This is a genomic window from Marinarcus sediminis (SeqCode) (assembly GCF_048571275.1).
GTDB lineage: Bacteria > Campylobacterota > Campylobacteria > Campylobacterales > Arcobacteraceae > Marinarcus > Marinarcus sediminis.
Map to the genome: position 1 here is coordinate 788,445 of NZ_CP182357.1, position 14,378 is coordinate 802,822.

Below are 14,378 nucleotides of genomic sequence, written 5' to 3' on the forward strand. Positions count from 1 at the left end.
TATATAATGGAACAAACAAAAACAATAGATGAATTTTATGACTTAACAGACGCAGAAGATTATTTTGAGTTTTTTGAGTTAGAGTATGACAAAAACCTCGTTAATGTCAAACGATTTCATATGTTAAAAGAGTATGGAACGTTGATTAAAACAGCTTTTGATAATTTAAAAAACGATGAGCCAAGACTTCTTGACTTCTTGAAATTTTCATTGTTAAAAGTATACGGAGAGTATAAAAATGGTCATGCACCAAGTGCAGCTGATGTTTGGAACATGTTCGAAACAGGTAAGCTCGGTGGTTGTATGAGCTGTACTCCAACACCAGGAAACAGTTGTGGCTGCTAAAATTCAAGAAAAACAAATTGTTGATCCCAATACTCTTTTACATGACAGTGTAACCGCATCAAGATCAGGCAGAGATGAAGAGAAGGCGAAGTTTGGCGTAGGTCAAAAAGTTCAACTGTTAGAAAATATTGTCAATGATGGAACGTACCCTCATTCACCCATTGGTACACTTATGATGCCAAAAGGTTCAGTAGGATATATTAAATCGATTGGCGAGTTTTTACAAGTTATTCGAGTATATGAAGTGCACTTTTTTGGTGTTCTTGATACTCCTATTGAAATCGTTGGATGCAGAGAGCATGAACTGTTGGCTTTAGAAGATTATCGAGACGAAGTTGAAGAAGAACTTGAATATATGAGACAACACAGAGCTAAGCACTACAAAAAAGATTGACAAGTGTTACCAAGTCAAACGAAATGATTTTGCAAGAATCATTTCGTATGGCTTGGTAATGGACTTGCTAGTCACCAAACTTAAAATAAGGAGAAGAAGAATGGCAAAAGTGATATTTATGCATTTTGATACTGTTACTGATGGTATCTATAACGCAAAAATCGGGGAACCAATCGTGAGATTGGCCAAAGAAAACAATGTTCCAATTCCATTTCAGGCTAAAGGAGACTATGCAAAATGTCTTATTAGCGTTGAAAACTTAAGTGATGAAGAACCAACAAGCTATATGGAAGATGAGGAGTTAGACATTTTAGTTCAATTAGGTGCTATCAGCCCTGAAGAAGCAGAACAATGTCAACAATTCACAATCAGTCCAAAAATTAGAATCGCACCAATGATGTTAGTTAAGGGTGATATTTTAGTAAAACCGTATAAATTAAAAAAATAACCAAGGAGAAATTATGACAACAAGAGTAGAAATAGTAAATGATTTTTTAGCAATCAATGTACAACCAGGGAGTACAATTCAAGACGTAGTTGAAGCATCTGGATCAGCTTTACCATTTGGGTGTAGAGATGGAGAGTGTGGAACATGTGTCGTTGAAATTGAGCAAGGTATGGAATTTATTTCAGAAATTAATGAAAAAGAGAAAAAAGTCATTAAAGAAGTATGTGCTGGAACGTGTACAGACAAAACAAGACTTTCTTGTCAAATGAAAATCATTAAACCTAACGGTATTGTTAGAATTAAGTATTAAAAAATATACAATTTTATGTCTGAATTCGTTTAGAATTCAGACATAATTACACTATGGCACAAACATTAAACACATCTGTTGCACAGAAGCAAAATTTAAACCTATCTTTAAAATTGTGGCTTCCAATGCTGCAATACTCACTTCAAGACCTAGAGAAGCACCTAAAAAATGTCTCTTATGAAAATCCTTTTTTAGAGATTAAAAGACCAAAAGAGTTTTACAGTAACTTCACATCTAATGGGGTTAGTGGAGAATTTGTCGAGTCTTTGGCCATTTATAATATCTCATTGAATGACAAAATCAGTGAACAAATTTGTGCACCCATTTTCCCCACACCCAACTCACAAAAAGTGGCAATGGAAATTCTTTGTGATATCAATGAACAGGGCTATTTTGAAGGTGATATTGAACAAATAGCCATTACATGCAGTGTCTATAAAGAGTATGTAGAATCCATTCGTCAACGATTTTCGCAACTGGAGCCAAGTGGAGTAGGAGCATTGGATATCAATGAGTCATTTTTATTTCAATTGGATTCTCTTGACATGAAAATCGATGATGAGTTGTATGCCTTTATTAAAAAAATCATCAAAGATATGGCACACTTAGATAAATATGCGGCGCACCACCGATTTGAAGATGCCAAAGATATCATCAAATATTTTAACAATCCGCCAGCAATTAACTATTTGAACACGAATATTGAAGTCATTCCTGATTTTTTTGTGGAAGTGGGTGAAGACATTAACATTAAAATCAATCATGCCTATTATCCCGATATTGTGGTAAAAGATCCGTTTAACTCAAAAAATGAAAACATTAAAGAGAAAATCAAAGAGGCCAAAGATTTGGTCAATTTATTAAATTTGAGAAAATCAACATTATATAAAATCATCTTAATTATTGTAGAAAAACAGATCAGCTTTTTTGTAGGAGGAGAGTTAAAACCATTTTCCATGCAAGAAATCGCTTCAGAACTGGGATTTGCAGAATCTACCATCAGCCGAGCAGTAGCCAACAAATACATTGAGTGTTCATTGGGGGTGTATCCTCTGAAATTCTTTTTTACCAATGCCGTTGATAATAAAGATTTGTCATCGTCTCACATTAAAAGCTACATCAAATCGCTCGTGGAGTATGAAAACAAAGAAGAACCACTCACTGATCAACACATTTTAGACAGCATTGAAGAGAAATTCAATCTTACAATGGTACGACGTACCATTACAAAATACCGAAAGATGCTCTCAATTCCATCGTCGAAAGAGCGAAAGAAACTCTACAAAGTAGAAAACCTCTAGGCAAAAGCCATCTTTTTGCAAATCTCTGCGTTGAATCTCTAAATTTACTCAATCACGTACAGCAATACGCTCAATCCTAAATTTAAATCTTCGCCTTGACCTTTACAAAAATATGACTTTTAAGTTTTTTTATAATAAAGTAGTTTTCTGTAGAAAAAAGTTTACTCCCATATAAATAATTTAAAGGAATATTGATAATGTTACCCTATCTTCTTCTCTTAAGTTACTCACTAAGTGCATACTTTTTAGTAAGTAGTTGGAATGATGATATAGTTAATTATCATTTATTTACTTTTTTACAAGTTCTTTTATCGATTATATTATTTGGAATATCCATTTTTATAAAAATTAATTATTTTGAAAAAAATAGAACTATGTATATCATTCGTAATCAACCACTATATAAAGAAATAGAAAAAGAAAACTTTAGTTATATATTAATATTGTTAATATGTGCAATTATTAGTTTTACTGTACCAAAATATATTAATGCAAGATTCAATAATGGCATCATAAATGAACAAACGTACAAAGTAATTGCAAAAGAGACTCAACACTTTTCATCTACTGCAAGGGCGGAGTATAGTCTTTTATTAAATATTAAAACTGGTCAAAAAAGAAAAAATTATTGGTATGCATCAAGTTTAAATGTTGATGACAAAGTAAAAATAATAAAAAGAAAAGGGTTTTTGGGGTTTGACTATTTAGAAATAAATACTAAAATTGAAGATACAAAATAAATCAAGGGAAGAAAAGTCCCTTGTGCTAAATGCACAAGGAAACTTTTCGCGTGGTTATTTATAATCGCTCTTCAACGCAGAGTTATACAGTAGCTTAAAGATTCAAATTCATTTTTTTAAACGGTGATGACCGTCTCGCCTGATTGTATCCAGTTACTCAGAAGCTCTCCTGTATACAACATATTAATATTACAACTGGTCAACCCCTCTACGATATTCAGATTTTCTGCACATTTTAAACACGCTACAACTTTAACACCATCTTCTATCATGGCTTTTATTTTTTCTTGAATCTCTTTATCTTCATGAATAAGTTGTTGAGAAGCACCCCAAACTAAAATGGTGACGTCATCCATCCACCCTTTGAGTTTTGCATTGTGGGCATAAAGACAAATCATATTCATTGCGGTTTCTTTATTATTGCTTGTCCATAAAATTTTTGCTTCTTTTTTCATGATAATCCTTTCAATTTTAAAATATTATAGCCACATTTATTCTTCCAGTAAAAGAAAAATCTTGAAAAAAAAGACAAAAAGTACAAAAAACTTTCAAAATTGACAAAAATATACAAGGAATTACATAAATTGAATTAAGATAAAATTTATCCTATTTTAGGGGTTTTGCGAATTCCTTAAAAAGATTATCCCTAGATTTAGGGGTTTGTTAAAAAGAAATTTCATTTTTTTCTATTGGGGAACACTATATGCAATTTACATTTACGTAGTTAAACAATTAAAAGGAGAAAAATATGTCAGTGCTAAGACAAATAGCATTTTATGGAAAAGGTGGGATTGGTAAGTCTACTACATCTCAAAATACTTTAGCGGCAATGTGCCATTATTATGGTAAAAAAATTCTAATCGTTGGTTGTGATCCAAAAGCGGATTCAACAAGATTAATTTTACATGAAAAAGCTCAATCTACAATTATGCAATTGGCTTCTGAAGCTGGTACAGTTGAAGATTTAGAGTTAGAAGATGTATGTAAACCAGGTGCGGGTGAATTTAATCCTGAAGATGAAACAATCACTGATGGTTATATTATGTGTACTGAGTCTGGTGGTCCTGAGCCAGGTGTTGGTTGTGCTGGTAGAGGAGTTATTACTGCAATTAACTTTCTTGAAGAAGAAGGTGCTTATAACGATGAATTAGATTTCGTATCATACGACGTTCTTGGGGATGTTGTTTGTGGTGGATTTGCTATGCCAATTAGAGAAGGTAAAGCACAAGAGATTTATATCGTAATGTCTGGAGAAATGATGGCTATGTATGCAGCTAATAACATTTCTAAAGGGATTTTAAAATATGCAAATACTGGTGGAGTTAGACTTGCTGGTTTGATTTGTAATGCACGTATGACAGATAAAGAGTATGATTTGGCAAAACACTTAGCAATGCAAATTGGAACTCAAATGATTCACTTCGTACCAAGATCTAACCACGTTCAAAGAGCTGAGTTAAGAAGAATGACAGTTGTTGAATTCGCTCCATCATCTGACCAAGCAATGGAATATAAAGAGTTAGCAAGAAAAATCATTGCTAATGACTTAAAAGTTATTCCTAATCCATTAGAAATGGACGACTTAGAAGCGTTATTAATGGAATTTGGTTTAGAAGAAGAAGTTGACGAAGAAAACTTAGGTAAAAAAGCAGAAGAAGCGTAAAATCTTTTTTTTGCCTACCGTTATATAAAAATATATATAACGAAAAGCAAAGTTTGAAGAAGTACGCTTTATTACTATATACCGTTATATAATAATATATATAACGGTATACAATCTTTGTTAGTTCATAAGCAAAGTTTTTAAAAAAACAACAATGAAAATATAAAAGGAGAACAATATGTTTGTATGTGGATACCACTTCCCAGCTGATATGGGTAATGATGTAAGTTTTGATAAGGTGATTGAAAAAGTAAATGAAGGGATTGATGCAAAAGGTAAAACTGTAACTGTATCAAGCGAAACAAGAGAAGGTGTTAAATTAGAAGAAATCTCTATTCCTGAAGGTTCTTTTTTACACACTGCGTTAGTTGATTATTATACAAATACTGAATGTAAAGAAAAAGACGGTTATAAAATGGTTTATTATACCAACAAATACCAAATTTCTGAAATCTCAAAAGCAGTTGACGGAGATGACACTAAAGCAATTTGTAGAAAATTAGATGATATGAATCTGTATAGACTTAAAATAGCATAATAAAAATAATTCTAGCAAAAAGGAGAAAAAATGCCATACTTTGAATTCGAAAGTAGTAAATGTATTCCGGAAAGAAAAGCTCATGCGGTTGTTAAAGGAGAGGGTGAAGATATAACACATGCTCTCCCTCAGGGATATCTCGCGACTATTCCAGGAACTATATCTGAAAGAGGTTGTGCTTATTGTGGCGCTAAACATGTTATTGGTACACCAATGAAAGATGTTATTCATATCAGTCACGGGCCAGTTGGATGTACATACGATACTTGGCACACTAAGCGTTATATTAGTGATAATGATAATTTCCAGCTTAAATACACTTGGGCTAGTGATATGAAAGAGACTCACATCGTTTTTGGTGGAGATATTCTCCTTAAAAAAACTATAAATGAGGCATTTGACGCTCATCCAGAGGTCAAAAGGATGACAATCTATCAAACATGTTCTTCTGCACTCATCGGTGATGATATGGAAGCAACTGCTAGAGAAGTTATGAAAGAAAGACCTGACGTGGATATCTTTGTGTGTAACTCTCCTGGATTTGCAGGTCCGAGTCAATCAGGTGGACATCACAAAATAAATATCGCATGGATTAACAATAAAGTTGGAACTGTAGAGCCTGAAATCTACAGCGACTATGTGATTAACTATGTGGGTGATTACAATATCCAAGGTGATAATGAAATTATGGTGGACTACTTTAAAAGAATGGGGATTCAAGTTTTATCTTCATTTACTGGTAATGGCTCATACGATGAACTTAGAAGTATGCAAAAAGCTCACCTAAATGTACTTGAGTGCGCACGTTCAGCTGAATATATCTGTAACGAACTTCGTGTTAGATACGGTATTCCTCGTCTAGACATCGATGGATTTGGCTTTGAGCCACTCTCGGATGCACTACTTAAAATAGGCCGTTTCTTTGGTATAGAAGATCGTGCTCAAAAAATCATCGACGAAGAGATTGCGCGTTGGAAACCAGAGCTTGATTGGTATAAACGTCGTCTTCAGGGTGTCAAAGTTGCACTTTGGCCTGGAGGATCAAAACTATGGCATTGGGCAGATGTTATCCATGAAGAGATGGGTGTAAAAGTCGTATCACTTTACACAAAATTTGGACATCAAGGCGATATGGAAAAAGGGATTGCTCGTGCAGAAGTCGGAACCTTGGCAATCGATGATCCAAATGAACTTGAAGGTATCGAAGCGATGGACAATCTAGAGCCCGATGTTATCTTTACAGGTGTTCGTCCAGGAGAGGTAGCGAAAAAGAAAAATATTCAATACCTCAATGCCCATGCTTACCATAATGGACCATATAAGGGATTTGAGGGATGGGTACGATTTGCGAGAGATATATATAACGCGCACTATTCGCCTATCCATCAGTTGGCAACTATAGATATTAGTAAAGATGTGATTCAAACAGAAAAAGGGTGTATTTCCCGTAAAAGTATATCTGATGTGAATTTTATGGAAGAAGAATCGGAGAATCCAAACGAAAGAGCATATACTGGTGATTATGACTGTGTGAGTAGACTAAGAGACAAAGATTACTCTGAGTATTTTCCAAAATCAGTAGTAGCATAAGGAGTATAGAATGAAATGGGAAGAATTTACTAATCCAGTGCATCGCGATCAGGTGATGCAACTTGAAGATCATATTATGAAAACATGCTTGTGGCAATTCCACTCAAGAGAGTGGGATCGTCAAAGGCAAAATGAAAATATTTTAAATCAGGCAACATCACTTTTGTGTGGTGAGCCTGTTGATATTTCGACCAACGAATTAAAATGTTATTGGGTAGATGCTGTCTCTTTGATTGATAATTTCAAAAAGAAATATCTATGGATCAATGATTTAAGCAACGATGAGAAAAAAGAGATTATGTGCTTATTAAAAGCTAGAATCGATTATACAACTATAACGGGTTCTTTAAATAAAGAACTGACCGTTAAACAATATTAGGAGAATATCATGTCATGTAAGGTAATGCCAAAAGAGCGTCAAGGGGTCATAAATCCTATTTTTACTTGCCAACCAGCAGGAGCTCAATATGTGAGTATCGGGATAGAGGATTGTATAGGTGTCGTCCATGGCGGCCAAGGTTGTGTTATGTTTGTGCGTATGACATTTGCACAACATTTTAAAGAAAATTTTGATATCGCTTCAACATCACTACATGAAGATAGTGCTGTCTTTGGTGGTGCTGGGCGCGTTGAGAAAGCAGTTGATGTCTTATTGATGCGTTATAAAAATGTCAAAGTTATACCTATTATTACAACATGTTCAACCGAGATTATTGGGGATGATGTTGAGGGAGTTATTAATAAACTTAATAATGGTATTTTGAAAGAAAAATTTGCAGATAGAGAAGTCCATCTTATCCCTATTCATACACCGAGCTTCAAAGGGAGCCAAGTCAGCGGTTATGATGTCGCTCTTGAAGCGATGATCAAATATTTTGCTACTAAAACTGAACCAAGCGAGAAAATCAATCTTTTTACAGGCTGGGTCAATCCAGGCGATGTTACGGAACTTAAAAGTCTCCTGAAAGAGATGGACATTGAAGCAACTGTGCTATTTGAAATTGAGGATTTTGATTCTCCACTTATGCCAGATGGTAAAACAGTATCACATGGAAGAACTACTATAGATGATATGCGTGGTACTGCAAACGCTAAAGCAACATTCGCTCTCAACCGATATGAGGGAGGTAAAGCAGCTAAATATCTTGAGAAAAAATTTAAAGTACCATCTATAGTTGGTCCTACGCCAATAGGCATTAGAAATACAGATATATTTTTGCAAAAATTGAGCGAAGTAACAGGGAAGCCTATCCCAGAATCTTTAGTAAAAAAAAGAGGAAAAGCAATTGACGCTATTACCGACCTTGCTCATATGTTTTTTGCCGACAAAAAAGTAGCAATTTTTGGTCATCCAGATGTAGTATTAGGATTGGCTGAATTTTGTATCGATCTTTCGATGCAACCTGTGGTACTCCTTTTGGGTGATGATAATAGTAAATATAAAGTTGATCCTCGAATTGAAAATCTCAAAAAGACAGCTGACTTTGATATGGAGATTATAACTAACGCTGATATGTGGGAGTTAGAAGATCGTATAAAAAACAAAGGTCTTAAACTCGACTTGATCTTTGGTCACTCAAAAGGTCGTTGGACGGCTATTGATAATAATATTCCTATGGTTCGTGTGGGTTATCCTACTTTTGACCGTGCGGGTCTCTATAGACATCCGATTGTAGGATATGAAGGTGCATTATGGTTAGCCGAACAGATTGCCAATACCCTCTTTAGCGATATGGAATACAAGCGTAACAAAGAGTGGTTACTTAATGTTTGGTAAGTAGAAATGAGAATTCACTATTTACAGCATGTTCCATTTGAAAATCCAGGAAGCATCTTGGAGTGGGCGATAAAAAATGGACATACGCTTACAAGCACGCAGATGTACAAAGATGAGCCATTGCCTCAGCAAAAAGATTTTGATTGGCTCATCGTTATGGGTGGCCCGATGAATATTTATGAAGAAGATATCTATCCGTGGCTTGCTGCGGAAAAGATATTTATAAAAGAGTCGATAACACACAAGAAAATTTTAATGGGACTCTGTTTAGGTGGACAATTGATAGCGGATGTTTTAGGTGGAAAAGTAACTAAAAATCCGCATAAAGAGATAGGATGGTTTGGTGTTCGTTTGACGGAAATTGCAAAGTCATCACCGCTATTCTCATTTTTTCCACTAGAGCCTACGGTATTTCAATGGCATGGTGATACTTTTAGTATATTGCCAGAGGGCGCTGAGTTATTAGCCTCAAGCGATGCATGTGAACATCAAGCTTTTGTATATGATAAACGGGTTTTTGGGTTTCAATATCATCTGGAAAATACGAGAGAGATTATCGAAGGACTTGTAGAAAATTGTAGTGACGAAATCGTGCTGGACAGATACGTTCAAAGCACAGAAGACCTATTAGGACATCCTGAGTATATCAAGCAAGATAATGAATGGATGGAGATGTTTTTAACACGTCTTGAACAACTATATAATGAAGGAAAAATATAATGAATCAGATTCGCTATAAGCAAAGAGTATGTAATGACCAAGAAAAAATAGGGCTATTTTTGAGCAAAACTAGAGTAGGGGTGGTCTCGATGGTTGATGGTAATGTACCTTATGCTGTTCCAGTAAACTTCGTATGGAATGAAGGAAAAGTATATTTTCATGGAATGGGTTCTGGGAAAAAAGTAGATATTCTCTCAAAAAATAACCCTATTAGTTTCACAGTTTTTGAAGAGTATGGTACAGTTAGTGACCCTATGCCATGCAAAGCTGACACTGCATATATGAGTGTTATGATATTCGGTAATGCAAGAAAAGTTGAGGACTTTGAAGAGGCTGCTACCGCCTTGCAAAAAATACTCGATAAATACATGCCAGAGTTTTACAAAAATCCAATGTCAGCGTCACTTATGGAAAAATACAGATCAGGGCACGACCAAAATCGTACTGCAGTATTTTGTATCTCTCCTGATGAGCTTACAGCAAAAGAAAATTATGCAGAACCTGAGCAGCTTTTTAAAATCTGAAAGATATAGGAGGAGATAATGCAAGGAAGTATGGCCGAATTCGAAAAAATTACTTGTGCAGAGGATTATTTCGAGTTTTTTAATATCAAATATGATGAAGAGATTCTGCGTACTAGCAGGTATCTTATTATGAGATTATTTGGAAACTTAGTTAAAGAGTTTACTGCAATAGATGATGAACAACGATTATCATTTTACCGCTTTACCTTTTTGCAAGCATATGGTGATTTTGTGAATGGAACAAATCCAAGTGCCGAAGAAATTTGGAATCTTTATGAAAATGGTGGTGGATGTAGTTGCGGCACATCTACTTGTTCCACTACTAAAGGGTGCAGTACAAAAGCAGAAAATATTTAAGTTACAAATAAATTGCTAAAGTTTGTTTGATTTTAAGTAGTGATGAAAGGAAATTTGATATGGCAATTAAACTAACTTTGAAAGATATATATGGTGAAGAATCTTGTGCAAAAAGCAGAAGTACCAAGAGAGTAACATGCGAAAAGCCAGAACCAGGAAGTAGTGCAAATAAATGTGCATTTCAGGGGGCTCAATTTTCTTTAATGCCTTTTACAGATTGCGTACATATAGTTCATGCACCAGCTACATGTTCCAATGCTGCCTTTCACCTTATAGATAAAGACTATAGCAACCCATTTAAGCGGATATTTACAACGGATATGGGGTTAAATGATCTCATATTTGGGTGTGAAGAAAAATTGCGCAAAGGGATAGATTATGTATATAAGCAATACGCTCCAAAAGGGATATTTATCTATACTACTTGTGTTAGCGCTCTTATCGGCGAAGATATAAATGCGATAATACATGAAAAAGAGCAAGAGCTTCATATACCGATTATACCAGTTCATGCACCTGGCTTTATCGGAAATGAACAATTTGGAAGCAAGATTGCTGCTCTCTCTCTGCTTGAAAAGATTGGTACTCGTGAACCTTCTGTCGTTACACCATATGATATTAATTTAATTGGTGAATATAATATGCTTGATGATATGCAAGAGTATACCCGCTTGTTGGAAAAGCTTAATATCAGAGTTTTAAGTACTTTTAGTGCAGGAGGGTCTTTGGAAAATATCTTTTATGCCCATAGAGCAAAACTAAATGTCTTAATCTCTTCAAATTCGCTCATCACCTTTGCGCGTAAGATGAAAGAGAGATGGGCTATTCCATGGGTAAATGTGACTTTGAATGGCAAGCGAGATACTTCGGATGCATTGCGTGCTATTGCTCAGGAGTTTAAAGATCCCCTTTTGATTAAGAAGACCGAAGAGGTCATCTTTCAAGAAGAACAAAAACTGCAAAAAGTATTGTTGCCTATTCAAGAAAAACTCAAAAATAAAAAAGCAATATTAAATGTAGAGGGTGAAAAATGTTGGAAATTTATTCCACTACTGATAGATTCTGGCATTAAACTTATAGCAACATCGGTGGACAAATCAGATGACAGTGATACAGAAAAAGCTGAAAGCTATCTGGTGCATAGCTCTTTTTTTATGAGTGATCCTAAGCTTATGCAAGAGCATATCATCAATACATACGATATTGATATTTTGCTGAGTGAGAGAAAAAACAGATCTATTGCTTTAAAAAATAAGATTTCATTTTTTGATACAGATATAGTAAAAGAGAGAAGTTATATCTCTTATCAAGGAAGCATTAATTTTGCAAATGACTTATTAAAAGTAATAAGCAATCCTGTGTTTGACGCAATAAATAAAAAAGAGGTTTCATGGATGTAATAAAAAAACCTTTAATGGTAAATTCATTTAAACTTTCACAGCCTATGGGCGCTGCTTTGGCATTTATGGGTATTAAAAATTGTTTGCCATTGATGCATGGCGCACAAGGATGTGCAAGTTTTACAAAAGAATTTCTCATAAATCATTTTAATAAACCCATGATAATTTATACTACTTCCGTTAATGATGTAAGTACAGTACTTGATGGTGGCGATTTTGGAATAAAAACAGCAGTAGCAAATATTATAAAAAATGCTACTCCTGAGTTAATAGGCATATTTTCTACTGGATTGACTGAAACAAAAGGAGATGATTTAAAAGGCATTGCATCTGTTTTGGAGGTACCATGTGTTTGGCTTAACACTCCAGATTTCGAAGGTTCTTTTGAAAGCGGATGGGCAGACTGTGTATCGGCTCTCATAGAACAATTGAGTAGCGAAAACAAAATATGCAAAAAGGGTAAAATACTTTTATTGCCCAATGTATCAATTGGAGTTTTAGAGTTAGAAAATATTAAACAGTTTGTTCAAAAATTTGGTTTTGAAGAAATAATATCTATTCCTGATATTGCAAGTGCATTTGATAGATTAAATGGTGAGATGGATGAGTTTATGAGTAGCAAAGGAGTATCCATAGAAGAGATTAAAAATATTGCAAATGCTGATGTTGCACTTGCTTTTGGGACTTCTATGAAAGATACATTTACAACTTTAAAATCAAAGAATCCAAATATTAAAACTGCTTTTATCCCATCACTTGGTGGTTTAGAAGCGAATGACTTTCTTGTAGAACAGTTGATACAATTTGGATATACGCCCAATGATGTTATCAAAAAATGGAGACAAAGACTAAAGGATGCACTCTTGGATACTTGTTATCTTATGGGAAACACCAAATTCTTAATTGCATTAGAACCAGACCAATCATTTACTTTAGCAAATATTCTTGAGGAAGTCGGCGCAGATATAGAAATTGTTACTACACATAAAACATCTAATCACGCTTATTCAAAGAGTCAAATTATGGTCGGAGATATGGAGAATGTAATAGAAAAAATGGAACATTGCGATGTTGTTATATCCAATGATCATTTGTTTTTAACTGCTGGCATAAAACATAAAGTATTTATCCCACGAGGTTTTCCTATTTTTAAAACAATGGGAAATATTTATAAAAGCGATATATTGTATGAAGGCTCAACAATGTTTTTATATGAATGCGCTAATTATCTCAATTATAAATAAAAAAGGAAAGATAAGATGAAAAATCTAGAATATACACTTATTAAATTAGCTCAAGAGGAAAGCCTACAAGAGTTTCCACTTAAAGAACCTTTGGTCTGGGACTCAAAACGCTTTGAAGTTACACGATATAACGACTATATGCCAATGTGTGATCCTGATCGTTTTTTTAAAGAAGAACAAGGTTATTTTATGACGGATGGCTGCAGTACGGAATTTTATATCGACGATAGGGTTCGATGCTCTATATTTTATGATAGGTTAACAATCATCAATGAAGGTCATACTGTAGAATCATTTGATGATCCACTAAGGTTCTTGCGTAAGATAGCCAATCAGAAATTTGTAGAAATTTGGGATGATGAAGATGAACAAAAAAATATTGATATGGTTAAAAGAATGGCAATGATAATTGCAAAGAAGATTGAAGAAGATGATCTTTTGGACAACGAATCATGATAATTTCTTTTATTTTTTCCAAAGAAGAGTAAATAATTTTAAAATAAAGGGTATAAAATGGCTCTAGATATTGCCGATAAAGTTTTGATTGATTTTTCAATGAAACGGTTTTATAATAATAATGTAAAAAATCAAACTGACAATAAAATGCAAGGTTTAGCCGATATGGCAAAAGAGTTAAACCAAGTTTTTGCAACAAAAGAGAGAGAAGCCTTAGTCAAAAAATATGCAGTTATTAAACTATTCTTATTTAATGAAAATATTCTTCTTCAAAACTATGATTTAGATTTCTCAAAAAAAGAGATTAGACAAAAATGTGATCAAGTGAAGGTACTTGATATAAGAGAAATATACGGAGAGTTAAATGAAAGTCTAAAATGTATTGGTAGCAATATGAAAGTTTTTAAAACAACATAGATATTGACGCAGTATTAATGGTATTTTACCATCTCTAGTGATGAAACCATTGTAGGTAAAACACAAAGATGAATAAAATTTATTTTTGAGCACTTTTTATAAAAAGTAGAAAATTTAATAATAGGAAAAAAATATGGCATTTATTGAGGAACAA

At 34.1% G+C, this 14,378-nt stretch carries 19 protein-coding genes; 18 read left to right on the forward strand and 1 reads right to left on the reverse strand.

Annotated features, from left to right (window positions below; all coding sequences use genetic code 11):
• Positions 1–6: 6 nt before the first annotated feature.
• From ACNI3C_RS04030 to ACNI3C_RS04055, 6 genes are all read left to right on the forward strand, one after another.
• Positions 7–345 carry a nitrogenase-stabilizing/protective protein NifW gene (locus tag ACNI3C_RS04030; RefSeq protein WP_419770967.1) on the forward strand — a complete coding sequence of 113 codons (339 nt, stop codon included), beginning with the start codon at positions 7–9 and terminating at the stop codon, positions 343–345.
• The gene (locus tag ACNI3C_RS04035; RefSeq protein ID WP_419770968.1) at positions 335–739 is read left to right on the forward strand and encodes a nitrogen fixation protein NifZ; all 405 of its coding nucleotides are present in this window, start codon (positions 335–337) and stop codon (positions 737–739) included. The genes ACNI3C_RS04030 and ACNI3C_RS04035 overlap by 11 nt, the downstream gene beginning before the upstream one ends.
• Positions 740–839: 100 nt before the next feature.
• Positions 840–1,187: a hypothetical protein gene (locus ACNI3C_RS04040; protein WP_419770969.1), complete on the forward strand. Its 348-nt coding sequence runs from the start codon at positions 840–842 to the stop codon at positions 1,185–1,187.
• A gap of 13 nt (positions 1,188–1,200) precedes the next feature.
• Positions 1,201–1,497: a 2Fe-2S iron-sulfur cluster-binding protein gene (locus tag ACNI3C_RS04045; RefSeq protein WP_419770970.1), complete on the forward strand. Its 297-nt coding sequence runs from the start codon at positions 1,201–1,203 to the stop codon at positions 1,495–1,497.
• Positions 1,498–1,550: 53 nt separating this feature from the next.
• On the forward strand, positions 1,551–2,798 hold the full coding sequence (locus tag ACNI3C_RS04050) for an RNA polymerase factor sigma-54 (RefSeq protein WP_419770971.1): 1,248 nt from the start codon (positions 1,551–1,553) through the stop codon (positions 2,796–2,798).
• Between the two features lie 197 nt (positions 2,799–2,995).
• A complete protein-coding gene (locus ACNI3C_RS04055) occupies positions 2,996–3,538 on the forward strand; it encodes a hypothetical protein (protein ID WP_419770972.1) in 543 nt (180 codons plus the stop codon).
• Positions 3,539–3,654: 116 nt separating this feature from the next.
• Here ACNI3C_RS04055 and ACNI3C_RS04060 read toward each other — a convergent pair whose 3' ends face one another.
• Positions 3,655–3,993 carry a DsrE family protein gene (locus tag ACNI3C_RS04060; RefSeq protein ID WP_419770973.1) on the reverse strand — a complete coding sequence of 113 codons (339 nt, stop codon included), beginning with the start codon at positions 3,991–3,993 and terminating at the stop codon, positions 3,655–3,657.
• Between the two features lie 293 nt (positions 3,994–4,286).
• On the opposite strand from ACNI3C_RS04060, the gene nifH reads away from it, so the two are divergent.
• The 12 genes from nifH to ACNI3C_RS04120 all read left to right on the forward strand — a co-directional run bounded on the left by nifH (position 4,287) and on the right by ACNI3C_RS04120 (position 14,224).
• Positions 4,287–5,201, forward strand: a complete 915-nt coding sequence (gene nifH, locus ACNI3C_RS04065; RefSeq protein WP_419770974.1) for a nitrogenase iron protein — start codon at positions 4,287–4,289, stop codon at positions 5,199–5,201.
• Between the two features lie 178 nt (positions 5,202–5,379).
• The gene (locus ACNI3C_RS04070; protein WP_419770975.1) at positions 5,380–5,739 is read left to right on the forward strand and encodes a hypothetical protein; all 360 of its coding nucleotides are present in this window, start codon (positions 5,380–5,382) and stop codon (positions 5,737–5,739) included.
• 30 nt (positions 5,740–5,769) lie between these two features.
• The gene (gene anfD, locus ACNI3C_RS04075) at positions 5,770–7,329 is read left to right on the forward strand and encodes a nitrogenase iron-iron protein, alpha chain (protein ID WP_419770976.1); all 1,560 of its coding nucleotides are present in this window, start codon (positions 5,770–5,772) and stop codon (positions 7,327–7,329) included.
• Positions 7,330–7,339: 10 nt separating this feature from the next.
• A complete protein-coding gene (gene anfG / locus ACNI3C_RS04080) occupies positions 7,340–7,708 on the forward strand; it encodes a Fe-only nitrogenase subunit delta (RefSeq protein WP_419770977.1) in 369 nt (122 codons plus the stop codon).
• Between the two features lie 24 nt (positions 7,709–7,732).
• Positions 7,733–9,106, forward strand: coding sequence for a Fe-only nitrogenase subunit beta (anfK, locus tag ACNI3C_RS04085; protein WP_419770978.1), 1,374 nt, complete (start codon positions 7,733–7,735; stop codon positions 9,104–9,106).
• Between the two features lie 6 nt (positions 9,107–9,112).
• Positions 9,113–9,826 carry a type 1 glutamine amidotransferase gene (locus ACNI3C_RS04090; RefSeq protein WP_419770979.1) on the forward strand — a complete coding sequence of 238 codons (714 nt, stop codon included), beginning with the start codon at positions 9,113–9,115 and terminating at the stop codon, positions 9,824–9,826.
• Entirely contained in the window at positions 9,826–10,350 is a 525-nt protein-coding gene (locus ACNI3C_RS04095) for a pyridoxamine 5'-phosphate oxidase family protein (RefSeq protein ID WP_419770980.1), read from the forward strand. Before ACNI3C_RS04090 ends, ACNI3C_RS04095 begins: the two co-directional genes overlap by 1 nt.
• An 18-nt stretch (positions 10,351–10,368) precedes the next feature.
• Positions 10,369–10,707 carry a nitrogenase-stabilizing/protective protein NifW gene (locus tag ACNI3C_RS04100; RefSeq protein ID WP_419770981.1) on the forward strand — a complete coding sequence of 113 codons (339 nt, stop codon included), beginning with the start codon at positions 10,369–10,371 and terminating at the stop codon, positions 10,705–10,707.
• 59 nt (positions 10,708–10,766) lie between these two features.
• Positions 10,767–12,107 (forward strand): nitrogenase component 1, encoded by a 1,341-nt coding sequence (locus ACNI3C_RS04105; RefSeq protein WP_419770982.1) that lies wholly within the window; start codon positions 10,767–10,769, stop codon positions 12,105–12,107.
• Positions 12,098–13,351, forward strand: coding sequence for a nitrogenase component 1 (locus tag ACNI3C_RS04110; RefSeq protein ID WP_419770983.1), 1,254 nt, complete (start codon positions 12,098–12,100; stop codon positions 13,349–13,351). The genes ACNI3C_RS04105 and ACNI3C_RS04110 overlap by 10 nt, the downstream gene beginning before the upstream one ends.
• Before the next feature lie 15 nt (positions 13,352–13,366).
• Positions 13,367–13,807, forward strand: a complete 441-nt coding sequence (locus tag ACNI3C_RS04115) for a hypothetical protein (RefSeq protein WP_419770984.1) — start codon at positions 13,367–13,369, stop codon at positions 13,805–13,807.
• Between the two features lie 57 nt (positions 13,808–13,864).
• A complete protein-coding gene (locus ACNI3C_RS04120) occupies positions 13,865–14,224 on the forward strand; it encodes a hypothetical protein (protein ID WP_419770985.1) in 360 nt (119 codons plus the stop codon).
• The last annotated feature ends 154 nt before the right edge of the window (positions 14,225–14,378 follow it).